Source organism: Chloroflexota bacterium (assembly GCA_026708035.1).
In the GTDB taxonomy this organism is placed as follows: Bacteria; Chloroflexota; UBA11872; order UBA11872; family UBA11872; genus JAJECS01.
Genome location: JAPOVQ010000017.1, coordinates 26127 through 49542, shown reverse-complemented (window position 1 = coordinate 49542; position 23416 = coordinate 26127). Strand labels below are relative to the sequence as shown.

The following is a 23416-nucleotide window of genomic DNA, read 5'->3' as shown; positions in this document are numbered from 1 at the left end:
AGGGAATGACGGCATGAGCTCGAAAACTTCGGCCGCCAAACCACCCGACGCAACGTCCCCCTTCCAGCCGCTGCCGGATGAGCTGGATTTTCCGTCCATGGAGCGCCGCATCCTGGACTTTTGGGCGGAGCAGGGGGCGTTCGACAAGCTGCGCGCCAAGAACGCCGACGGCCCGCGCTGGTCCTTCATCGACGGGCCCATCACGGCCAACAACCCCATGGGCGTGCATCACGCCTGGGGCCGCACCTACAAGGACGTCTACCAGCGCTACCGCGCCATGCGCGGCTATCACCAGCGCTATCAGAACGGCTTCGACTGCCAGGGTCTGTGGCTCGAGGTCGAGGTCGAGAAGGAGCTGGGCTTCGAGACCAAGCGCGACATCGAGGCCTTCGGGCTGGAGGCCTTCGCCGACGCCTGCCGCGAGCGAGTCGACACCTATTCGGCCATCCAGACTTCGCAGTCGGTGCGGCTGGGCCAGTGGATGGACTGGGACGACTCCTACTACACCCACTCCGACAGCAACATCGAGCACATCTGGGGCTTCCTGCGGCGCTGTCACGAGCGCGGCTGGATTGAGGTGGCCCAGCGCGCCATGCCCTGGTGCGCGCGCTGCGGCACGGCGCTCTCGCAGCACGAGCTGATCGACACCTACCAGGAGATCACGCACGACGCGCTCTACGTGCGCCTGCCGCTCCACGGACGCGACAACGCCTGGCTGCTGGTCTGGACCACCACGCCCTGGACGCTGGCCGCCAACGTCGCCGCCGCGGTCGATCCCGACCTGACCTACGTCGAGGTCGAGATGGCGGACGGCGCGCGCTACTTCCTGGCCGAAGCCACCGTGAAGGAAGCCCTCGGCGACGACGCGCACGAGGTCGTCGGCCGCATCACGGGCGCCGACATGCTCGGCTGGACTTACGACGGGCCGTTCGACCATCTGCCCGCCGTCGCCGGCACCGAGCATCGGGTCATTCCCTGGAAGGACGTGGGCGCCGAGGAGGGCACCGGCATCGTCCACATCGCCCCGGGCGCGGGTGAGGACGACTTCCGCCTGAGCCAGGAGCTCGACCTGCCGGTGCTCGTGCCCATCGACGAAAACGGCGTCTACGTGGAGGGCTACGACCGGCTCACCGGACGCGACGCGCGCCAGGTGGCGGACGACGTCATCGACGACCTGCGCGGGCGCGGACTGCTCTATCGGGCGCACCGCTTCGAGCACCGCTATCCCCACTGCTGGCGCTGCCAGGAGGAGCTGGTCTTCCGCGTGGACGACGAGTGGTTCATCCGTGCCGACGAGGTGCGCCAGCCGATGCTGGACGCTGCCGCCACGGTGCACTGGGTGCCCGACTACGCCGGCGCGCGCATGGCCGACTGGCTGCGCAACATGGGCGACTGGAACATTTCGCGGCGGCGCTATTGGGGCCTGCCGCTGCCGTTCTATCCCTGCCGCGCCTGCGGTCACCTGACCGTCATCGGCTCCAAGGCCCAGTTGGAGGAGCGGGCGGTTTCCGGCCTGGAAGGGCTGCGCGAGCTGCACCGCCCCTGGATCGACGACGTGGTCATCCGCTGCGAGGGCTGCGAGGCGCCCGTGCGCCGCATCGACGCCGTCGGCGATGCCTGGCTGGATGCCGGCATCGTGCCGTTCTCGACGCTGGGCTACCTGGAGGGCAGCGAGGAGTTTCAGCGCTGGTACCCCGCCGACTTCATCACCGAGATGCGCGAGCAGATTCGGCTGTGGTTCTACTCCATGCTCTTCATGAGCGTCACGCTGGAGAACCGCTCGCCCTATCAGTCCGTCTTCGTCTACGAGAAGCTCAACGACGAGACCGGCCGCGCCATGCACAAGAGCTGGGGCAACGCCATCGAGTTCGGCGAAGCCGCCGAGCGCATGGGCGCCGACGTCATGCGCTGGCTCTACGCCGGCCAGAATCCGCTCTACAACATCAACTTCGGCTACGGCCCGGCGGGCGAGATCAAGCGGCGCATGCTGACCCTGTGGAACGTCTACGCGTTCTTCGTCACCTACGCCCGGCTGGACGAATTCGATCCGACGCAGCCCGAGGTGCCGCTGGCCGACCGCCCGGATCTCGACCGCTGGGTGCTGTCACGGTTGCAAACGCTCATCGACACCATGACCGACGCCCTGCAGACCTTCCACGTGCATCGCGGCCAACGCGCCGCGCAGCGCTTCATCGAGGACGTCTCGAACTGGTACGTGCGGCGCGGGCGGCGGCGGTACTGGAAGTCCGAGGACGATGTCGACAAGCGCGCCGCCTACCAGACGCTCTACGAGGTGCTGACCACGCTGGTGCGCCTGCTGGCCCCGGTGATGCCGTTCTGGACCGAGGACATCTATCAGAACCTGGTGCGCGGCGTGGACCCGAGCGCCCCGGAGAGCGTGCACCTGACCGACTGGCCGCAGGCCCGCGACGACCGCCGCGATCCGGGGCTGGACGCCGCGATGGCCGAGGTGCAGCGGGTGGTGCGCGCCGGGCGGGCCGCGCGCAACGCCGCCAACGTGAAGCTGCGCCAGCCGCTGCGATCGGCGCTGATCCAGGTGCCCGACGACGCGGCCTGGGACGCGGTGGAGGCGCTCGAGCCCCACGTCCTCGACGAGTTGAACGTCAAGACGCTGGAGCGCATGGCCTCCGAGCACGAGCTGGTGGAGTTCCAGATCCAGCCCAACTACCGGCGGCTGGGTCCGCGCTTCGGCCCGCGCGTCAAGCAGGTCGCCGCCGCGCTGACAGCCCTGGATGCCGCCGCCGCGGTGCGCGAGCTGGATGAACGCGGCGAGCTGGCGGTGGACCTGGAAGGCGCCGTCGAGACGCTGATCCCCGAGGACCTCAACGTACGCCGCACGCCGCGCGAGGGGTTTGGCGTCGCCGAGCAGGACGGCGTGATCGTGGCGGTCGCGACCGATGTCGATGACGAGTTGGCCCGCGAGGGCCTGGCGCGCGAGCTGGTGCACGCCACCCAGGGCCTCCGCCGCGACGCGGGCCTCGAAGTCTCAGACCGGATTCGGCTCTGGATCGGTGGCGACGGTGAGGTGGCGCAGACGCTCGCCGAGCACCAGGCGTGGATTGCCGGTGAGGTTCTCGCGTTGGCCGTCAACGACGGCGAGGCCCCGTCCGATTCAGCCCACGCCCAGCCCACGCTCAACGGCCTGCCAGTCAGAATCCGGTTGACGCGAGCCTAGGCCGGTCATCGGGTCGTCGCTCGGCCCGGAATCCATTGTCCCCCGCCCACCACCCTGTCATTCCGAATGCCGTGGGGAATCTAAGGACGTTGCGCCTTCTCCCCGCTCCTTAGATTCCTCGCCTCCGGTTCGGAATGACGAATTGGGGCGGCTCGGAAGAAAAAGTTTCGGTGGCCCGCGCTGCGTGCAGCGTGGGTCCGGCCGTTCCCCTCACCCTATCCCTCTCCCACAATGGGGAGAGGGGACCGGACCGATCGCAATGGCAACTCCCAGGCTGCGCGCAGCCCGGGCCACCGGCACCCACCCGCGGGAGTCCGGCCCTTTCTCCCCTGGTGAGAGAAGGTTGGGATGAGGGGGGAATCCGGGCTACGCCACTCTGCCCGACTAGCTCTCTTCCCGCGCCGCTACCTCGACCTGGCCGTCGCGCACGCGCACCTCGTAGGTCTGCGCGCGCTGGCCCCACGGGGGCCTGATCAGCCAGCCGTCCGTCACGTCGTAGGTCCAGGCGTGGAGGGGGCAGGTGAGTTGGCAGCCGACCAAATAGCCCGCGCCCAGCGGCCCACCGGCGTGCTCGCACACGCCCTGGATGCCGTGGTACTCCCCGTCGACGTTGGCGATCACCACCTCCGACCAGTCCACCATCACGGTGACCATCCCGCCGGGGGGCGGCAGGATCTTCTCGTCGCCGACCTTGTGAAACTTCATCTCGGCCAGGCCTATGCCAGATCGCGCCGCAGCACCGTCACGTCGACGGCGCGGTCGCCGCACCGCAGGTGGCGCGACAGCGTGGACTCGGCAGAGAAGCCCACCGCGGCCAGCGCGGCGCTGCGGCTTTCGCCCGAGGCATAGGCGCGCACGGTGCGCACGCCAGCCTCTCGGCCCTCCGCCAGCACCGCGCCCAGGAACGACGACAGCTCGCCGCCGTAGGCTGGATGGCAGAGCACTTCGAGGGTCGCGCTGCCGTCCAGCGGCGCGGCCGTCGGGGCGAAAAGACCGGCGGCGGCCACCGGGCGGTCGCGGCGGGTCACCAGCACCTTGAACCGGTTGGCCGGGTGCGTCTCCCGCCGCAGCATGGAGCTGACAAACGGCCGCAGGCACGATCCCGACTGGACCTCGGGCGGGTCGTAGAAGATGGCCTCGGTGAAGTCGCGGATGCGCCAGTCCCGCGGCTCCGGCGACAGCATCAGCGCCGGGTAGCCGCCCATATCGCCCCATCCCGCGTCGCGCGCCAGCGGCGCCGAGCCGTCGTGCGCGAAGTAGTCGTCGTCGAACGTCTCCGGGTCGGAACCGGGGCGCAGCGCCCGCATGGCGATGCCGTTGTAGCGGACGTAGCCGTATTTCTCGTAGACGTGGGCCGCGTCTGGCGCCACCGTGCCCAGGTAGATGACCAAGCCGCCGTCGGCCCAAAAGCGCTCCAGCGACAGCCTGGTGAGGGTCTGCGCCACGCCCTTGCCGCGATGGGCCGGGTCGGTGCGCACGAAACCGTAGCCGCCGACCTCGCGCGTGTTGCGGCTGGTGCCGTGCCACACCGTGCCCACGATCTCGCCATCGATGCGCCCGACGATCAGGACGTCGTGCAGGGAGTCGTCGGTTGCGCCGCGGAGGGCGCGCGCGACGAGCTCGTTCTCGCCCGGCGACGTCCACGGGTCGAACGGCTGCACGATGAACCACCACAACTCGCGGTTCACGGCGGAGTCGCCGCGTCCCTCGCCGGGACCCAGGGTCGTCACGTCGAGCCGCTCGCCCGTCTTGAGGGTGTGGGTCGATTCCATGTCGGCGGCGCCATCCCGATGCCACGGAGAGCGGTGCCACAATAGCGCCTTTACAGGCCACCAGTTGGAGGGGCGCATGTCGATCGAAGGTCGGGCGGCAATCATCACGGGCGGCGGAACGGGAGTGGGTCGCGCCACCGCGCTGGGGCTGGCACGGCTGGGCGTGAGCGTCGCCGTCAACTACTCCCGCTCGGCGGACGAGGCCGCCGCCACCGCCCGCGACTGCGAGGCCGAGGGCGTGGAGGCCGTGGCGCTGCAGGCCGACGTGGCGTCGAACGCCTCCGTGGTCGCCATGGTTGAGCAGGCGGCGGCCGCGCTGGGCCGCGTCGACTACCTGGTGAACAGCGCCGGGACCACCGTGTTCGTGGACCACCCGGATCTCGACGGGCTCACCGAGGCCGCCTGGCAGCGCGTGATGGGCGTGAATCTCTTCGGCGCGTTCTATGCCACGCGCGCCTGCGTGCCGCATATGCGTGCTGCCGGCGCGGGCGCGGTGGTCAACGTGTCATCGGTGGCGGGCAATACGGGCGCCGGCAGCTCGATTCCCTACGCCGCGTCCAAGGGCGCGCTCAACACCATGACCCGGTCGCTGGCTCGCGCGCTGGCGCCGGAAGTGCGCGTCAACGCCGTAGCGCCAGGGATCATCGACACGCGCTGGGTGGACGACCGGCGCGAGTTCCTGGACGCGGCGGTTGAGAAGACGCCCCTGCAGCGGGCCGCTGTCGCCGAGGACGTCGCCGAGTCGGTGATCCACCTGCTGCAATCCACCTTCACCACCGGCGAGGTGCTGGTGATCGACGGCGGAATCTCGCTCTAGCGCCAAGCCCGGCATATGAAACGAGCGCTCCGGCCGGGGAGCCGGAGCGCTCGCGGATCACCGCGATTCGAGCGCTACGCCGCGAGCGACGCCACACCCTCCGGCACGTGACCCGTGCCGTGACACTGGGAACATGAGCGCCAGAACGCTGCACCGGCGTAGCTCGCGCGCGCAAGCGGACGCCCGCCTCCGTCGTAGCGGCGAAATCCACGGCCGACGCAACGCGGGCAGATGTGTTCGCCCGAGCGGGCAGAGATGGTCGCTCGTGGACCAACGTAGTGGGTCATGCGTTCCCCCTTCCTCGCGGGAATGCCTCAGGTCAACGTTGACCTGACTGCGCACGTATGTCGTGCGCTGTCTGATAGTACCGCGCAATATCTCTGGGTCAAAGCGAACGGTGGTGGATCACCCAAACGGCCCTGCCGGCCGCGAATCGGCGACGTTCGGCAAGACGAAGAGAGGCTGCCCGTAGGCAGCCTCTATCCCAGCCATCGAAATGACTGGGGGGATTGCCTAGATCTTCCGCGAGGGCCGGACGCCGGTCAGGCCAGTTGACCGCCGAATTGACCCCTAGAGCGAGAGCGCGCCGCGCTTGTGCTCGCTGGTGACGGCGCGGCCGCTGGTGGTGAACGACTGGCCGCAGCCGCAGGCGCTCTGCGCGTTGGGATTGAGCAGCTTGAACCCGCCGTCGATCAGCGCGTCGCTGTAGTCGAGCGTCGAGCCGCGCAGCAGTCCGACGCTGGTGGCGTCGACGATGACCGTGATGCCGTGCGCGTCGATGGACATGTCGCCGTCGCGCGGACCGGGCTCGATCCCCATGGCGTAGCGGAAGTCGCCGCAGCCTGAATCGGGCACCACGCGGACCCGCAGCACGGCCTCGGGCTTGTTGCGCTTGGCGCGCATGCGCTCGAACTGCGCCGCCGCCGACTCGGTGATCGCCAGCACGGGCGCGTGGGCGGCCATGGGCAGCGAATCCATCATCCCGCGCGTCTCCCAGAACCTTGGCTCATCGGAAGTCTACGCCATCGACACCGCGGCGGCGGTATCGGCTTTGCGCCGCAACTGCGCGACAGCGTCGGCAATGATGTCCGCGGCGAGGCGCATCTGGGCGTCGGTGTTCGAGCGTCCCGTCGTGAGCCGCAGGCTGCTGCGGGCGATGTCCGCCGGGATGCCCATGGCCAGCAGCACGTGGGACGGCTCCAGTGACGCCGAGGTGCAAGCCGAGCCGCTCGAAGCCGCGATCCCCGCTGCGTCCAGCCGCAGCAGCAGCGCCTCGCTGTCCACGCCCTCGATCACGAAGCTGGCGGAATTCGGCAAACGGCGCTCCGCCGGCCCGGTCAGGCGTGCCTGAGGAATCTCCGTCAGCCCCTCGATGAGGATGCCGGTCAGCCGGGCGTTGGCGGCGCTGCTCGCCGCGCGCTCGGCATCGGCCCGCGCGAGCGCCGCCGCGAGACCGACCGCGCCGGCCACGTTCTCGGTGCCCGCGCGGCGATTGCGCTCCTGGGAGCCCCCGACAATCTGCGGCGCCAGCCGCACCCCGCGGCGCACGTACAGCGCGCCCACGCCTTTCGGTCCGTATACCTTGTGCGCCGTCAGCGAGAGCAGGTCCACGCCCAACTCGGGCGTCACCAGGCTCAGGCTTCCGGCGGCCTGCACGGCGTCGGTGTGAATCAGGGCCGGGTGGTCCGCCAGCGACGCGGCGATCTCGGCCACGGGCTGCACCGTGCCCACCTCGTTGTTCGCGTACATCACCGACACCAGCGCGGTGTCGTCCCGGACGGCGGCAAGCACGTCGACGGGATCGACGCGCCCATCGCTGTCGACCGGCACGAAGGTGGCAGTGAACCCATGTCGCCGCTCGAGCTGTTGCACCGTGTGCAGCACCGCGTGGTGCTCGACGGCGCTCGTCACCAAGTGGCGTCGTCCTGCCTCGTGCGCGCGCCAGGCCACGCCGCGGATCGCGAGGTTGGCGGCCTCGCTGCCACTGCCGGTGAAGACGACCTCCGCCGCGTCGCACGCCAGCACGTCGGCCACAGCGTCGCGGGCGTCATCGAGCGCGGCGCGCGCCTCGCGGCCCTCCAGATACAGGCTGCTGGCATTGCCTGCGTGGGTCGTCAGGAAAGGCAGCATGGCGGCCATCACGTCGGGATCGACCGGCGTGGTCGCCGCGTGGTCGAGATAGATTCGCCCGGCGCCGTCTACGCCGCGGCGGCCGTCCTCATCGGCGGATGGCATAGCAGCATGCTTGGTCGCCCTTCGGCGAAACCACCAACTGCTCGACGTCGGCCTGCACCAGCTTGCGGATAAAGCGCAATTCGGATTCGCAGGCGGCGGTGCATCCCTCGGCCACGCGTGAGACCGGGCAGTTGTGCTCGCGCAGGCGGTAGCCGTCGTCCGTAGTCTCGAGCTCGACCATATAGCCGCACTCGTCCAGGATGCGGGCCACCTCGTGCACGCGGAGGTCGAACGGCAGGCCGCGGACGCGGGGGATGTACTTGTCGAGTTGCCGTCGTTCGTGCCGTTCCAGCACGGCGTGCAACAGGGACTCGCCGCCCAGCTCCAGCACCGCGTCCACCATGCAGGACGCGAGGTCGTCGTATGTGCGCTCGAAGGTCTCGTGGCCCTTGGCCGTCAGGTGGTAGCGATAGCGGGGCCGCCCCGGCCGTCCGCGCACGGGGTTGGCCGTGACCAGGCCGTCGGCCGCCAGGCTCTCCAGATGCGGTCGGACGGCGGACGTGCCAGTCCCCACGCGGTCGGCGATATCGGGCGCAAACATGGCCCCGCCGACCTTGAGCGTCCGCAGGATCTCATCGCGGGGACTTAACGTGCGCAAATGGCAGGCCCCGGGGGTGTGATGCCGTCAGTCGAAGCTACCACCGCGGCTAGGGGGCAAACAACCGCAATTCGCGCCCCGAAGGTAGGAATTTGCACAGTTTGTGCAGACTTATCTGTAAAAACATGTAGAATGCTTTCATCGAGTGACCGGTGCCCGCGCAATTGCGGACACCCGCTGAGAACCGAGGAACCCCCGGTGGCACCCGCGACTGACGTGTCGGCCTCTCCCGCTCCGAATGCTTGGGAAGATGCGCTCTCTCAGCTCGAGCCGCGTGATAGCACGGCTGGCGATGAGGCGTCGTCGGGCGGTAGTGGGGGTTGGGCGTCCGAGCCGAGCCCGGTTCCCCAACCCGGCGTCGGCGCGTCAATCGAAGACACGCTGCGCCTCTATCTCAACGAGATCAACCGCGTCCCGCTGCTCACGGCCGCCGAGGAAGTAGCGCTGGCCAAGCGCGTCGAGGCCGGCGACGACGCAGCCCGCGCGCACTTGACCCGCGCCAACCTGCGCCTGGTCGTCAACGTGGCCAAGCGCTACGCGACGGGCGGCTTGCCGCTGCTCGATTTGATTCAAGAGGGCAACCTGGGCCTGATGCAGGCCGTCGAGCGCTTCGACTGGCGCCGCGGCTTCAAGTTCAGCACCTACGCCACGTGGTGGATTCGGCAGGCGATCACGCGCTCGCTATCCAACGACTCGCGCACCGTGCGGCTGCCCGTCCACGTCGTTGAGACGCTGCGCAAGATCCGCCGCATTGCGCCGGATCTGGCCACGCAGTTGGAGCGCAACCCCACGGCCGAGGAGTTGGGCGACGTGCTGAAGCTCGACCCCAATCGCATCGTCGAAATCGTGCGCGCCGGACGCTCACCCATGTCGCTGGAGCAGCCCGTGGGCGAAGACGGCGAGGAGCCGCTGTCGGACTTCGTGGAGGATCCCGAGCCCGAGGCGCCGGACGGGCGCCTGCTCGTGGAATCGCTCAGCGACGACGTCGACCGCGCCCTCGCCATCCTGCCCGACCGCGAGCGCACCATCCTGACGCTGCGCTTCGGCCTGGACGGCAACGAGCCCTGGACGCTCGACGAAATCGGCGCCCACTTCGGGCTCACGCGCGAGCGCATCCGCCAGCTGCAAGTCGAGGCCCTGCGCAAGCTCCAGCGCTCGCAGGCCGCACGCCCGCTGCGCGAGTACCTGGCGAGCTAAGGGGCCTCGCAAGAGCCCCTTTCCCCCCGTAAGGGGAAGGTTGGGATGCGCGTCAACGGTTGTGGCCGCAGCTGAGGCTGGTCGGTACCAAGGCAAGCGCCGCCAATCCGCCCCCGGACGTTCCAAGCGCATGCGAGGGATTTACCGACGCTGCGACGTCTCCCGTGCCCTTTGGATTTCTCGCTTCGCTCGAAATGACCTGTGGGGCTCGACATGACACGTCGGGCTGTGCGCCGCTTTAGGTGATCTCCAGCATGCGCTCGATCGCCCGCCGGGCGCGTGCGCGCACGCTTGGCTCCACCTCGATCTGGTAGCGGTTCTCGCGGAGGGACGCCAGCACTTCTTCCAGCGTGATCTCGTTCATGTGCGGGCAGCGCACCGAGCAGAGGCGGACCATTTCCTTGTCGTGCGCCTCGGCGGCGATGTTGTCGCCCATGCTGCACTCGGTCAGCAGTAGATAGCGGGGTGCGTCGGTCTCGGTCACGTAGCGAGACATGGCGCCGGTCGATCCCGAGAAGTCCGACGCCGCGACGACCTCCGGGCTGCACTCCGGGTGCGCCAGCACCACCACGTCCGGGAATTGCGCGCGCACGTCGCGGATGTCCTGCACCGTGAACTGCTCGTGGACCTCGCACCGTCCATGCCAGCCCACAATCTCGTATTGCAGGCCGTTTGACGCGTCCGCTGCGCGGCGCTCCTGTGGCACCGGCTGCGAGCTGGGAAACACGATCTGCTTCGAGGTGGACGCCGCCACGTTGCGGGCCAGGTATTCGTCGGGCAGGAAGATCACCTGCTCCGCGTCCAGCGACTCCACCACCTGGGCCGCGTTGCTGGAGGTGCAGCACACGTCCGACTCCGCCTTCACGTCGGCGTAGGTGTTCACGTAGGTCACCACCGGCGTGCCCGGATAGCGGCGGCGCAACTCGCGCACGTCGGCCGCCGTGATGGAGGCCGCCAGCGAGCAACCGGCGCGCCGGGCCGGAAGCAGCACGGTGCGATCGGGGTTGAGGATCTTGGCCGTCTCGGCCATGAAGCGGACGCCGCAGAACACGATCGGGTCCGCTTCGGTGGTGGCGGCGATGCGGCTGAGCTCTAGCGAGTCCCCGGTGTAGTCGCACACCGAGTGAAACAACGCCGGCTCCATGTAGTTGTGGCCCAGAATCACGGCGCCGCGCTCGCGTTTGAGCCGATTGATGCGGTAGGCCAGCTCGGCCTTGAGCGCCAGCTCCGGCTCGGGCACCACGTCGGCCAGCTTGGACCGAAGGTCGCGGTAGGTGTCCTCGATGGAGGGAGTTTCGACAGTCATGGCATTCGGCGCCGCGCCCGCTGCGGCGGATCCGCCGGCAGGGACTGCTCGCCGGCGACGCACGGGCGTTCGGACGATGGGCTCTGCCGAGCCGAAATGGTTAGAGATTCTCGCACGCGCCGCGCCGAGATACGAAATCGCGCGAAAAACTCCTCCGCCCTGAAAGGGGGAAGGTTGGGATGGGGGTCAACGCCTACCGGCCGCCCAGATGCCCCGCCCCGCTAGTCGAACAGATCCAGCAACGCCAGGTAGCTCGCGTCCAGCCGCCGTGTGCGCCCGGCCACGTCGGCCAGGGGCACCGGCACGATGCGGTTGCGCTGCAGGGCGGTGAGCATGCCGTGGTCGCCGGATGCCAGGTAGTCCACCGCCGCAACGCCGCACCGCGTGCCCAGGACGCGGTCGAATGGCGTCGGCGGTCCACCGCGCTGCGTGTACCCCAGCACCATCGCCGGAACGCTCCGCCCCAAGGCATTTTCCAGCGCGCCGGCGGCCGCGTATCCCAAGCCGCGCGCCGAGAGCTGCACGTGTCCGAACTCGTCCGAGGCGTGGACTTCGGCCGGGTCGACCTCCAAGTCCACGATCTCGGCGCCTTCGGCCACTACGATCACGCTGAAGGGCAAGCCGCGGGCGGCGCGGCCTTCCACGTGCGACACCAGGATCGCGAGTTCGATGGGACGCTCCGGCACCGCGATGTAGTCGGCCCGGCCGGCGAGGCCGCCTGCCGCCGCCAGCCAGCCTGCGTCCCGGCCCATCGTCTCCACCACCACCACTCGCCGGTGGGAGACAGCCGTGGTCCGCACCCGTCCCACGGCATTGGACACCGTGGTGACGGCGGTGTCGAAGCCGATGCACACGTCGGTTTCGGGGACGTCGTTGTCGATCGTCTTGGGAATGCCCACGACGGCGTCGCCCTTGGCGGCCATGGCGCCCGCGACGGATAGCGTGTCATCCCCGCCGATGACCACCAGCCCTTGCAGCCGGCAGCGGTCGAATACCGCGCGGGCCTTGGCGAACGACTCCGGATCGCGCAGCGGGTTCGTGCGCGTCGAGCCGAGCATCGTGCCGCCCTCGGCCAGCATCGGGTCCGTGGCCTCGATCGTCAGCGGCTCGGGCTCGCCCGCGAGCACGCCGGCCCAGCCGTCGCGAAAGCCGAGCACGGTCCAGCCCTGGCGCGCCGCTTGACGCACCACGCCGCGAATGGCGGCGTTAAGCCCCGGACAGTCACCGCCGCCGGTGAGGACGCCGATTTGCATTGCACGTCGCCTCGACCCAGGCCCAGACTCGAGATCGCCGCCCCAGAGTACCGCCGGCGCGCCCCGGCGCGGTGTGAATCGCTACCATGACTGGGTGACGGCCAGCCCCAAAGCATTCGAGGTTTCGTGGATACCCTTACGGCGCTGCGTGATCGCCGCAGCATCAACGCCCTGACGGCGGACGTGCCGTCGCAGGCCGCCATTCAACGGCTGATCGACGTGGCCGTGTGGGCGCCCAACCATCGCATGACCGAACCCTGGCGGTTCCACGTGCTCGCCGGGGACGCGCGCCGGACGGTTGGCGAGGCCATCAGCGACGGCCTGCGCGACGAGCTCGACGCCAGCGATCCCATTGCCGCCGGCGAGATCAAGGGCGCCCGCGCCAAGCTCACGCGCGCGCCCGTCGTCATCGTGGTCAGCCACCCGCGCGCCGACGATCCGGTGATGGACCTGGAGGACTACGCCGCCTGCTGCTGCGCGGTGCAGAACATGCTGCTGGCGGCCCACGCCGAGGGCCTGGCGGCCAAGTGGCGCACCGGCGCGATGTGCGACTACGTCGCCAGCCGCAGGGCGCTGGGCATCGGCGATTCGGATCGCCTCGTCGGCTTCATCTATCTGGGCTACCCATCGGCCAACGCGCCCCCGGATACGCGCGAGCGGACGACGCCCGAGGTCGACTGGCTCGGCTGGGACGACGCGAGTGACTGACGCCACCGAGCTGTGGCAGTTCACCCTGGTGGAGATCGGCGAGCGCATTGCCAGTGGCGAGGTCAGCCCGGTCGAGGTGACCCGCGCCTGCCTGGCGCGCACCGGGCGCCTGGGACCCGCCCTCAACGCCACGACCACGATCCTGGCGGACCAGGCGTTGGAGGCCGCGCGACAGGCGGAACGCGAGATCGTCGGCGGAACCCATCGCGGGCCGTTGCACGGCGTCCCGATCGGCATCAAGGACCTGGCAGACGTGGCGGGCGCGCCGACCACTGCTGGCTCCCACGTCTTCGACGGCCATATCGCCGAGCGGGACAGCACGCTCGTGCGCCAGCTCAAGCGCGCGGGCGCGGTCATCATCGCCAAGCTGAACTGCGACGAGATGGCCCTGCACCCGACCGGCGCAATTTCCCAGTTTGGACCGGGCCTCAACCCGTGGAACACGTCGCGGGTCAGCGGCGGATCGAGCAGCGGGTCCGGCATCGCGGTTGCGGCGGGCATGATGTTCGCCGCGCTCGGATCGGACACGGGCGGCTCCATTCGCATGCCGGCCGCCGCCTGCGGCGTGGTCGGCATCAAGCCCACCTACGGCCGCGTCAGCCTGGACGGCGTGCGGCAACTGGCGCCGACGTTCGACACGCCGGGGCCCATGGCCCGCACCACCCTGGACGCGGCGCTGATGCTGCGCGCCATGGTGGACCCGGACGACGAGGCGCGCATCGGCGTGTCCAACAGCCTGACGCACCTCGTGCCCGACGCGGACGCCGGACTCGACGGCCTGCGCCTCGGCGTGCCGTCGAGCTATTTCTTCGAGGAAATCGACCCCGAGATCGAGCGCATCGCGCGCGGTGCCATCGACGCGCTGGCCCGGCTGGGCGCCGAGCTGGTGGCGGTCGAGCTTTCGTCGCTGCCGCAGGTGATCGAGTCCCATTGGGGCATCATGATTCTCGAAGCCCACGCCTCGATTTCGGCGGCGACCGGCGGTGACCTTTCCCGGGTCGGCGAAGCTCTGCGTGAGCGCTTGGCGGCGGGGCTGGAAGTCCTGAACCTGGATCCCAGGGACACCGCGGCGACGCTGGGACGCCTGCGAGCCATGCGCGACGACGCGCTGGCGGACTACCGGCGCGCCACCAGCCAGGTGAACGCTCTCGTGGTGCCCGCCCTCCCGCGCTCACCCGTGCCGATCGCCCAAGCGCTCACCGACTTCACCTGGATGGGCCGCTTCACGCGGTGCTTCAACTGCACGCACGAGCCGGTGGTGTGCCTCCCCTGCGGCCGCGGCTCCGACGGCATGCCCGTGGGCTTGCAGATCGTCGCCCCGAAGTACCGCGAGCGGACGGCCGTGCGCATCGCGCTGGCCTACGAGCGCGGCGGCGACGCGCCGGCACTCGGGTGGCCGCCCGAGCCTGACCTGCCGGCGAACTAGTCCTTGGCGGCGGTGCGGACGGCGGTGCCGTAGGCCAGCAGTTCGGCCACGCCCTGCATCACGTCGGCGGCGTTGTAGCGCGTGCCCACGACGGCGTCGGCGCCCAGCGACTCGGCGTGGGCGACCATGCGCTCCACCGCCTCGTGTCGGGCCTGCGCCAGCAGCTCGGCATACTCGCGCACCTCGCCGCCCTTGATGGAGCGGAGCCCGGCCATGAAGTCGCGGCCGATGCCGCGCGCCCGCACGCTGTTGCCCTGCACGATCCCGAGGGTCTCGGTGATCTCCCGGCCCGAAATCTCCAACGTGGTCACCACGATCATCCCGTCACCTCCGATGCGTTCCGGTCGGCGTCTGTTCCCCCGGCGCCTGCTTCCAACACATCCAACGTCCGCAGCACATCGTCCCAGCCCAGCTCGGCCGCCCGCGCCACGATCTCGGCGCGCTGGGGCAGGCCGTGCAGCGGTCCTGGGTTTTCGACCTTCAGGCCCGCGACCAGGGTCCCGAAGCGCGCGCAAGTCGCAAGGCCCGCGCCCACCAGGCGCCCCGCCAGGAATCCGCCGACGAACGCGTCGCCGGCGCCCTGGGGTCCCTGAATGCGCCGCGCCACGTGCGGCAACCGCACGGTCTCGTCGGCTGTCGCCGCAAACGCTCCGTCGCCTGCCATCGTGACCGCCACAACCTCGGCCCCCTGGTCCAGGAAATACCGCGCCGCGTCCTCGGGGTCGGGGAGGCCCGCCACGGCCAGCGACTCGTCCGGCGCGCCGCAGAACACGAGATCCGCGTCCGGCAGCACCTCGTGCATCGCCGCCGCCGCGTCCTTTCCCGACCAGAGCTGCGGGCGGAAGTTGACGTCCAGCGAGACCGGGATGCCGCGCTCGCGGGCGCGCTCCGCCAGTCGCCGCGTCGCCGCCCGAGACGACGCCGAGATGGCCTGCGAGATGCCGCTCAAGTGCACCAGCCGCACGCCGTCCAGGTCCACCCGGTCCACGTCGGCGGGCGCGATGGTCGACGCCGCGCTGCCCTTTCGCCAGTACCAGATTTGGTAGCTGGCGTCGGCAGCGTGCTCGGCGACATAGAGGCCGGTCGGCCCGCCGCCGCGCCCCACGTAGCGCTGGTCAACGCCGAGGCCAGCCCAGTCCTCGAGCAGGTAGTCGCCAAACGGATCGTCGCCGACCTTGGTGAGGATCGCGCACGGCAGGCCTAGCCGCCCCAACGCCACGGCCACGTTGAGCACGTCGCCGGAGTTCGATCGCTTGATCACTTCGACGCGCGACAGCGGCTTGGGACCGGCCAGCTCGACCATGACCTCGCCGGCCGCGATCACGGCCGGTGCTTTCGCCTGGCTCATCCGAGTCAATCGATGTAGGGGCAGCCCTTGTGGCTGCCCTGGTCACCGACCGAGCGGGCGCCCACAAGGGACGCCCCTACTGATCTAGGAATTGCGCCGCCGTCATTCCCGCGATAGCGGGAATCCACCTCAGGAGGAGCGCGCACGGGCGCGGCGCTGCGGTAGGTGCAGCGGTTGGTTGATGGCCTGCCACGCGGCCTCGGCCGTGGCCTCGGGGAAGGTCGGGTGCGCGTGGATCGTCTCGCGCAGGTCGTCCAGCGTGGCTTCGAGCTGCAACGCCAGCGCGCCTTCGGCGATGATGTCGCTGGCCCCGGGACCTATCACGTGCATCCCCAGCAGCCGTGCACTCGCAGCGTTCGCCACCAGCTTCACGAAGCCGTCGGTGTCGCCAAATGCCCTGGCGCGGCCCAGCGCCTGGAACGGGAAACGCCCCACGATCACCTCGCCGTGCTGTTCGCGCGCGTCGGCTTCGGTGAGCCCTACGCTGGCGATCTCGGGATGGGTGAAGGTGCAGGCTGGCACGACGTCGTCGTGGTAGACCGCCGAGCCGCCCATCACGTTCTCCGCCGCCACCACCCCCTGGTGCGAGGCCACGTGCGCCAGCAACCGCTGCCCGGTCACGTCGCCGATGGCGTAGATGTCGGGCCGGTTGGTGCGCATGGCGCCGTCCACGGGAATGCCCTGGACGCTGTGCGTCACGCCCATGCGATCGAGCCCGAGGTTCAGCGCATTTGCCCGTCGCCCAGTGGCCATCAATACGTGCGTCGCGTCGACCTCTGATGTCTCGTCATCTTTTGCCAGGCTCACGCGCAGCCCGCCGTCGCGCTGGGCGATGGACTCGATGCGGGTGCCGTCGCGCACGGTCACGCCCTGCTGCACCAGGATCTTGCGCAGGGCCGCGCTCACGTCGGCATCCTCGTTGGGGACCACCGTGGGCAGCATTTCAACGAGCGTGACCTCGCTGCCCAGGAGCGCGAAGAGCGTGGCCCACTCGACGCCGACGGCGCCCGCTCCGGCCACGACGATCTGCGCGGGCGGCTCTTCCAGCTCGAATGCGCCGTCGCTGTCGATCACGCCCGGCAGGTCCGTGCCGGGAACCGGCGGCATGACCGACGACGAGCCGCTGGCGATGATCACCTTCGGCGCCATGACCAGGTCGCCGCGATCGCCCATGTCCACCTCGACGACGCCCTCGCCGGCCAGCGTGCCGTAGCCGCGCATGACCGTGACCCCGGCCGCGTCCAGCAGGCCGCCTACCCCGCGCACGAGTTGCCGCACGATGCGGTCCTTGCGCGCTCGCATGGCCGGATAGTCGGCTTCGACCCCAGATACGTTGACGCCGAACGCGCCCGCGTGGAGCGCCAACTGATATACCTCGGCGCTGCGGAGCAGGGCTTTTGATGGAATGCAGCCCCGCAGCAGGCACACGCCGCCGACCTCTTCGGCCTCAACCAGCGCGACGCTGGCCCCAAGCGCGGCCGCCCGCAGGGCCGCCACGTAGCCGCCCGGACCGCCGCCGAGCACGCACACATCCGCCGTTACCGGCATGGCATCGTCAGGGTCTTCCGAGCGGACGGCATTGTAGATGGCGGGCGCGCTCGATCAGGCCGGGGCTGGATCCACATGGCTCCGACGTTCCCGCGGAAGCAAGACCTTGGCGTCACCCCACCGTCATTCCGGCGAAAGCCGGAATCCAGTCCGAACGAACCTGGAGCCGCACACTTGACGCCAAATGCGTTGGTGCCGTCAGGCCGCATCGGCAAAGGCCTCGCAGATTCCGCGATAGACGCCCACGGCCGCCTCGAGCTCGGTCAGGTCGATCCACTCGTCGTTCGTGTGCGCCTGGGCAATGTCGCCGGGACCCAGCACCACGGCGGGCAGCCCGCCGACGGACGCCAGCATGGAGGCGTCGGTGGCATAGGCCACGGCGGCCAGGGTCGGGTCGCGACCAGACTCCGTAAGGGCCTGCACGGTCGCGCGCACCACCGGCACGTCGGCGCCGGTCTCCATGGGCGGCACGTGGACGTAAGGCGCCTCGCGCTCGACGCGGAGTCCGGCATCGACTTGCCGCAACTCGTTCACCGCCCGGTCCACCTCGGCAAGCACCGCGTCCGGATCTTCGCCGGGCAGCAGCCGCCTGTCGCAGTCGATCTGGCAGGCGTCCGGCACCACGTTCACCGCCTCGCCGCCCGCGATCACGCCCACGCTCCAGGTTGCGGGGCCCAGTCGCGGATGCGACGACCGCGCCAGACCCGGCTCGATGCCCGCGCGCAGCGCGCCGATCACCGTCTGCATGTCGAAGATGGCGTTGCGGCCGCGCTCCGGCGTCGCGCTGTGCGCCGCCACGCCGGCGGTGCGCACGCGCCAGCGCAGCACGCCCTTGTGGGCCACGATGGGCTGCAGGTTGGTCGGCTCGCCCACGATCACCGCGTCAACCGCGGGTCGGCGCTCGGCCAGCGCCCGCGATCCGCGCATGGTGATCTCTTCGTCCATGGACCCCGCCAGCCAGACGTTGACGGGAAACGCCGGATCCGCGGCGGCGCTTTCGAGGACGCTGAGCATGGCGGCGAGCGAGCCTTTGGGATCGGCGGAGCCGCGTCCGTAGAGCCGCCCGCCCTCGACGCGCGGGTTGAGAGCGTCGGGCATTGGCGCCAGCCCAACCGTGTCCAGGTGGCACTCGAACATCAGCGTGCGGGGGCGTCCGCGGTCGATGCGGGCCAGCAGGTTGGGACGGCCCGGCTCGACCTCGTATTGCTCGACGTCGGCGCCCATGCCGCGCGCGGCCTCCGCCACGTAGTCCGCCATGGCCTGCTCGCCGGGACCTCCGGGCAGGCTGGCGTTGACGCTGTTGATCGCCACCAGATCGGCCAGGCGCGAAACGAGGGCGGACATGGGCGGAACCTCGGCGGTTGGGGCGCCGCAGTATAGGCGCGGCTGCCCGTGGTTTCTGGATGGCGCATTGCTGGCGGTGCCATCAAGGACTCTGCGCCTACTCGGTTTCGGCAGCTATTGAGGGGGTCCTTGCGGGCCGTAATACCAGTGGTGGATCACGTGCCAAACCCTCGCCGCCACCTCGGGATCGGGGGCGCTCGTCACGAATCCGGCTCGCAGAAAGCAAAGGCTCGCGCCCGATCCCGTACATTCCCGCTTGGTGGACTCTCGGGCAGTCGCCAGATACAACTCCCTAAAGCCTCGCCGAAACTCCAGTTCGCCCAGAAACTGGTAGAGATCGTAGAAGAACGCGTACCCCATGCGGTAGTGGCAGATCGATCCGAACGCAATTGTCGAGCCTGATTCCTGTTCGAGTTCAGCTAGGTTGCGGACGGACTCGCAGGAGTCGACGCCAATTGTGAATTCGCCGAGGGGCGGACCTTTGCCCAGCGCAATCCATCGCATGAATTCTGCGCCTCCCTCGGTCGCCCATCTAGCTCCAGTTTGACCAGTCCAATAAATGTGCCCCGCCTCATGAGCAATGATCCAGCCTGGTTTGAGAGTCCTGTCACGGATTGAGAGGACACCACCTGGTCCGGCTGCTGCTCTGGGGAGATCCGCGACCAACAAGGAGACGGAATTCCTTGGGATGGGCACGCCCATGAAGCCTTCGTGGCTGCGCACTGACCGCTCCAGCCAGTCCATGCTGGTGGCCGCGCCGGCAATTGTGCGGACTACGGCCAAGAGCACGTGCCCCGAAAGGGGAAGCGAAACGGCGCGTTGCTCAACGATGACTGCTTCGGGATTCAGGAGCGTGTCGTACAGGTAGCCGCGAACCTCCTGATCGGCGTGGTATGCCACGGCCAGCAGCGCCGTCAATGACGGTACGTGCTCGTCCCGTACACCGCCGCTCAGCGTCGGGTGCGATAGGACAAGGTTCAAGTAGCTCATGAGGGACGAGTTGTGATGGAAGTCCGCCAATACGTCGACGGCCGAGTCATCCGCCGCTTCAACCGATTCAAGAAATGGCATCTGTATGACGCTCAAGGCCCGAGCTTCGTCTTTGCCGGCCATGATCGTCAGTTCCTTGACCACAGTCAGCTCATCCGCATTGATGCCATCCTGGACCCAAGACTTGCCCATCACCGTTTCGAAGAGCGGCTGGGATTCCATCGCCAGGTCGACCAGCGCTTCCACGGCGGCTGCCTCGGATTCGGCGACGCCGTCTTGGACCCAATCCAGTTGGTCAATCGCCGCGTTACCGGTGATCGAGGGTGTCGGTTCTGGTAGCGTGAACGACGCCAAGGAAGCCACGGCGTTCTGCGTCACCGGGAGCTTGGCGGCGTTGGGAATGATCGCGTTGCCGAGATTCTTCACTTTGTCCGGCACGTTCTGCAGGTTCACCCGGCCCACCGTGGTTCCCGGGGCCGGTATGTTCCAGACCACGAAGACCGTGCGCTGGGCGCGCAGCATCTGCACTGCCCCCGCCTGGCCGTCGACCTCCCGCTCCTCGTAGTGGATCGGCAGCCCGTAGAGATTCAGCCAATCGGGCTCGCTCAGGAACCGCTCCTTGATCGCCTCATTCTGCTCCAGCAGCGCTAGGTGGTTACGCGTGATGGTGGCGAAGTCGGCCCCTCGGTCCGCCTCCAGCACCTGGTGCGCCGGCACGAAGGGCAACTCGACGTCCGGGTAACGATCCGCCAGCACGTCCAGCGTGTTGTAGTAGTTCATGCGCTGCTTGCCGGGGTCCCACTGCAGGATCACCTTCTGGAAGGCCTGCAGCGTGAAGGGACCGTCGACCCAGCGCTGGCTGATGGGATAGCCGATGGCTTGCGCATTCTTGCCGCGCACGAAATCCCACAGCGGCACGCCGTCGGTATTGGTAACGGCGAATCCATCATCGGGCTCGGGCGTGTCGCCGCCGGTGATGGTGAAGAGGCACCCGTCGCCAAGGTCGACGCCCTCGCAATCCAGCGCGCGGGCATGGGGTGTGAGAGCCAGCAGCACCGCGAACGCCGCGACGACGGCCGCCAGCGCCATCCGGCGCCGACGCCACCGGTTAGGCATCGGGCGTCGATACATCTCGGCCAGCTTGCCCTTCAAACGGCGGGGTGGCGGCTGGCGCGAAGACTCGGCGCCACCCGAAACGCATCTGGACCGCAGTGTAGGCATCGTCATGCCGACAGCCTAGCTGTGCGCACCGTTTCACATTCCGCTGTCGTCCATCTGATGCAGGCTAGCGTCGCCTCGAATCGGGGCGATCATTTCGCGCCATACCAGACAAACACCGAACAAGCTGCTATACTGCCTGCATGGCTCCCCTCAAAGACCAGCAGGCGGCGACGCTTTCCCCACCACGCATTGGGGATGTTCGCCCCCGTCCTCCAGCGCCACCGCCCGTCATGCGGCGGCCCGCGCCGACCTGCCCCGACTGCGCCGCGCCGCTGCGCGCGCAGGGGCTCTGCCTCGTCTGCCCGGCCTGCGGCTTCGGCGCCTGCGGCTAGGCGCCATCCTCCTTATCCGTCATTCCGAGCGCAGCGAGGAATCTCAGATCCACGACCCTGGCCGCGAGGCCTGAGACTCTAGATTCCTCACGTTGTTCGGAATGACTAAAGGTTGACTCGGCGCCGGGAGCTTATCCCTCGGGATCAGCCTTCGGCTCGACTGGCGCCACGTGCCGCGCCAGATAGGCCCCGCCCGCTACCCCTAGCATGCTGCTGGGGCCGGTGGCCGCGCCGATGGCCGCCCCGAAGCCGGTGGCCATCACGACCACCGCTGCCAAGTTGTCGACCGTGACCGTCATGAACATGTCCGACACCAGCGGCTCGGAGAACCGCAGCAGGAAGGTCTCGCCCGCGCCCAGAATCTGGGCGAACGACGCCACGACCAGGCCCAGCGCCGCGATTCCGAGCAGCGCGGCGGCGGCGGCGCTGGCCATGATGATTACGCCCACCATGGTGCGCAGCACCAGGCCGGGACGCGCCCAGCACGCGGCGCGCACCCGCGCGTGCGCTGCGACGGGTCCGGCGCCGCCCATCACGTGGGGCACCACCAGCCATTGCAGGGCGCCAGCGGGGACGATTATCAACACGTTCATGGCAAAGATCAGCGTGTAGACCAGCGCGATCAGCGCCAACGGCCGGTCCGGAAGCTCGCCCAGAGGCCCGCGCGCGCCCATCTGCGTGAGGGCGAACACGCCCAACTGCGCCGCGAGCAGCACACCCACGACCAGCGCGGCGGGAATGGCCGCCGCCACGAGCGCGACGGCTCGCCCGAAGGCTCGTCGCAGCCCCGCCGCGAGTGGTGCGTCCCGACGGCTCGACGCCGCCACGGCGCCCGCGGCAATGGACCAGGCGACGACGATGAGTGCAGCGGCGATGACGAAAAACGGAATGGCCGCCGGCGAGCGGATGTAGGCCAGCGCGACGGCGCAGCCGCCGAGCGCACCGATCGCCGCCCCCGCCCCCAATCCCAGACCAAGCACGCCGGGACGAGCGGCAACCGCAAAGGCCGCGGCAATGGGGGCCAGCAGGCCGTCCGTCGCTCCGGCCGCGCTAGGCGTCCCGGTGGTGTCTGTGGATGTCATGCGGCCAACGCCGGCAGTGTATCTCCCCGGCCCGCGGGGCTTATGCTCATAGTGCCGGTGGAACGCAGCGGGGGACGGGACCGTGACGACTGATTCAACGGCGGGCAATGGGCGCCGGGCCGTGGTGGCGGGCGCCGGACGCATGGGTCATGGAATCGCGCTCGAGTTGGCGCGCGGCGGCTTCGAGGTGTCGCTCTACGACGCCGCGCCCGGTCGCGCCGAAGCGGCCATCGCCGAGGCGCGGGAGGACGCGCAGGACCTGGTGCGTGCCGGCGTGATCGCCGCTGACGAGGTGGACGTGGTCGTGGGACGGCTGCGCGCCGCCCAGTCCCTCGCCGACGCGGCGGCCGGGGCCGACTTCGGCGCGGAAGCCGTGGCCGAGGATCTGGAGGTCAAGCAAGACGTGTTCGCGGAGCTCGACCGGCTGTGCCCACCGTCCGCCATCCTCACCAGCAATACGTCGAGTATCAGCATCAGCGAGATCGCCAGCGGCTGCGCGCATCCCGAGCGCGTGGCGCTGGCCCACTGGATGCTGCCGCCGCACCTGATCCCCATTGTCGAGATCGCTCCCGGCGAATTCACCGACGCGGCCACGATCGACGGCCTGCGCGAGGTGCTCGAATCGCTGGACAAGTGGCCGGTGCTCATCCGCAAGGAGCTGCCGGGCTACCTGATGAACCGCCTCCAGTTCGCCCTCGCGCGCGAGGCCCTGAGCCTCATCGACAAGGGCGTCACCACCGCCGAGGAGATCGACCAGCTCATCAAGGGCGTGCTGGCGCGGCGCATTCCGGTGCTCGGCATCATGCGCCAGGCGGACATGGCCGGGCTGGACGTCTATCGCCAGATCTTCACCTATCTCGGGCCGGACCTCGACGCCAGCGCGGAGCCGCCCGCCTTTCTGGAGCAAGCCGTGGCCGCCGGTCACACGGGCGCGCGGGAGGGCCGAGGGCTGTTCACCTGGGAACCCGGCGAGTTCGACCAATACGTGGCGGCCCGCAACGAGGCGCTGATCCAAGCGCTGCGGAAGGACCGTGGCGGCTGAG

19 protein-coding genes are annotated in these 23416 nt (G+C 69.3%); 6 read left to right on the top strand and 13 right to left on the bottom strand.

What is annotated here, in order from left to right:
• Positions 1-13: 13 nt before the first annotated feature.
• Positions 14-3196, top strand: a complete 3183-nt coding sequence (ileS, locus tag OXG33_07780) for an isoleucine--tRNA ligase (GenBank protein MCY4113820.1) — start codon at positions 14-16, stop codon at positions 3194-3196.
• 384 nt (positions 3197-3580) lie between these two features.
• Here ileS and OXG33_07775 read toward each other — a convergent pair whose 3' ends face one another.
• Positions 3581-3901 (bottom strand): Rieske (2Fe-2S) protein, encoded by a 321-nt coding sequence (locus OXG33_07775; protein MCY4113819.1) that lies wholly within the window; start codon positions 3899-3901, stop codon positions 3581-3583.
• An 11-nt stretch (positions 3902-3912) separates the two neighbouring features.
• A complete protein-coding gene (locus tag OXG33_07770; protein ID MCY4113818.1) occupies positions 3913-4968 on the bottom strand; it encodes a GNAT family N-acetyltransferase in 1056 nt (351 codons plus the stop codon).
• Positions 4969-5044: 76 nt separating this feature from the next.
• Here OXG33_07770 and OXG33_07765 point away from each other — a divergent pair, with 76 nt between their 5' ends.
• Positions 5045-5785: an SDR family NAD(P)-dependent oxidoreductase gene (locus tag OXG33_07765; protein MCY4113817.1), complete on the top strand. Its 741-nt coding sequence runs from the start codon at positions 5045-5047 to the stop codon at positions 5783-5785.
• 570 nt (positions 5786-6355) lie between these two features.
• Here OXG33_07765 and OXG33_07760 read toward each other — a convergent pair.
• From OXG33_07760 to OXG33_07750, 3 genes are read right to left on the bottom strand one after another with little or no spacing between them, the layout of a single operon-like run.
• Positions 6356-6766, bottom strand: coding sequence for an iron-sulfur cluster assembly accessory protein (locus OXG33_07760; GenBank protein MCY4113816.1), 411 nt, complete (start codon positions 6764-6766; stop codon positions 6356-6358).
• A gap of 36 nt (positions 6767-6802) precedes the next feature.
• Positions 6803-8020, bottom strand: a complete 1218-nt coding sequence (locus tag OXG33_07755; GenBank protein MCY4113815.1) for a cysteine desulfurase family protein — start codon at positions 8018-8020, stop codon at positions 6803-6805.
• Positions 8004-8618 (bottom strand): hypothetical protein, encoded by a 615-nt coding sequence (locus tag OXG33_07750; protein MCY4113814.1) that lies wholly within the window; start codon positions 8616-8618, stop codon positions 8004-8006. Before OXG33_07750 ends, OXG33_07755 begins: the two co-directional genes overlap by 17 nt.
• Before the next feature lie 198 nt (positions 8619-8816).
• Here OXG33_07750 and OXG33_07745 point away from each other — a divergent pair, with 198 nt between their 5' ends.
• Positions 8817-9815 carry a sigma-70 family RNA polymerase sigma factor gene (locus tag OXG33_07745; protein ID MCY4113813.1) on the top strand — a complete coding sequence of 333 codons (999 nt, stop codon included), beginning with the start codon at positions 8817-8819 and terminating at the stop codon, positions 9813-9815.
• 238 nt (positions 9816-10053) lie between these two features.
• Here the strand turns inward: OXG33_07745 and nadA are convergent, their stop codons facing one another.
• Positions 10054-11121, bottom strand: a complete 1068-nt coding sequence (gene nadA, locus OXG33_07740; protein ID MCY4113812.1) for a quinolinate synthase NadA — start codon at positions 11119-11121, stop codon at positions 10054-10056.
• A gap of 221 nt (positions 11122-11342) precedes the next feature.
• Positions 11343-12374, bottom strand: coding sequence for an ATP-dependent 6-phosphofructokinase (locus OXG33_07735; GenBank protein ID MCY4113811.1), 1032 nt, complete (start codon positions 12372-12374; stop codon positions 11343-11345).
• Between the two features lie 126 nt (positions 12375-12500).
• On the opposite strand from OXG33_07735, the gene OXG33_07730 reads away from it, so the two are divergent.
• Together OXG33_07730 and OXG33_07725 are read left to right on the top strand one after the other, a co-directional pair.
• A complete protein-coding gene (locus tag OXG33_07730; GenBank protein ID MCY4113810.1) occupies positions 12501-13082 on the top strand; it encodes a nitroreductase in 582 nt (193 codons plus the stop codon).
• Positions 13075-14508 carry an amidase gene (locus OXG33_07725; protein ID MCY4113809.1) on the top strand — a complete coding sequence of 478 codons (1434 nt, stop codon included), beginning with the start codon at positions 13075-13077 and terminating at the stop codon, positions 14506-14508. The genes OXG33_07730 and OXG33_07725 overlap by 8 nt, the downstream gene beginning before the upstream one ends.
• Here the strand turns inward: OXG33_07725 and OXG33_07720 are convergent.
• The 6 genes from OXG33_07720 to OXG33_07695 form a co-directional block, all read right to left on the bottom strand.
• On the bottom strand, positions 14505-14828 hold the full coding sequence (locus tag OXG33_07720; GenBank protein ID MCY4113808.1) for a YbjQ family protein: 324 nt from the start codon (positions 14826-14828) through the stop codon (positions 14505-14507). The two genes, OXG33_07725 and OXG33_07720, sit on opposite strands and share 4 nt — an antisense overlap.
• On the bottom strand, positions 14825-15856 hold the full coding sequence (locus OXG33_07715) for a sugar kinase (GenBank protein MCY4113807.1): 1032 nt from the start codon (positions 15854-15856) through the stop codon (positions 14825-14827). Before OXG33_07715 ends, OXG33_07720 begins: the two co-directional genes overlap by 4 nt.
• 129 nt (positions 15857-15985) lie before the next feature.
• Positions 15986-17404, bottom strand: a complete 1419-nt coding sequence (lpdA, locus tag OXG33_07710) for a dihydrolipoyl dehydrogenase (GenBank protein MCY4113806.1) — start codon at positions 17402-17404, stop codon at positions 15986-15988.
• A gap of 198 nt (positions 17405-17602) precedes the next feature.
• Positions 17603-18748, bottom strand: coding sequence for a M20 family metallopeptidase (locus OXG33_07705; GenBank protein ID MCY4113805.1), 1146 nt, complete (start codon positions 18746-18748; stop codon positions 17603-17605).
• Between the two features lie 114 nt (positions 18749-18862).
• Positions 18863-20656 (bottom strand): hypothetical protein, encoded by a 1794-nt coding sequence (locus tag OXG33_07700; protein ID MCY4113804.1) that lies wholly within the window; start codon positions 20654-20656, stop codon positions 18863-18865.
• 766 nt (positions 20657-21422) lie between these two features.
• Positions 21423-22373, bottom strand: a complete 951-nt coding sequence (locus tag OXG33_07695; protein MCY4113803.1) for a hypothetical protein — start codon at positions 22371-22373, stop codon at positions 21423-21425.
• 82 nt (positions 22374-22455) lie between these two features.
• Between OXG33_07695 and OXG33_07690 the strand changes: the two genes are divergently transcribed.
• Entirely contained in the window at positions 22456-23415 is a 960-nt protein-coding gene (locus tag OXG33_07690) for a 3-hydroxyacyl-CoA dehydrogenase NAD-binding domain-containing protein (protein ID MCY4113802.1), read from the top strand.
• Position 23416 lies beyond the last annotated feature (1 nt).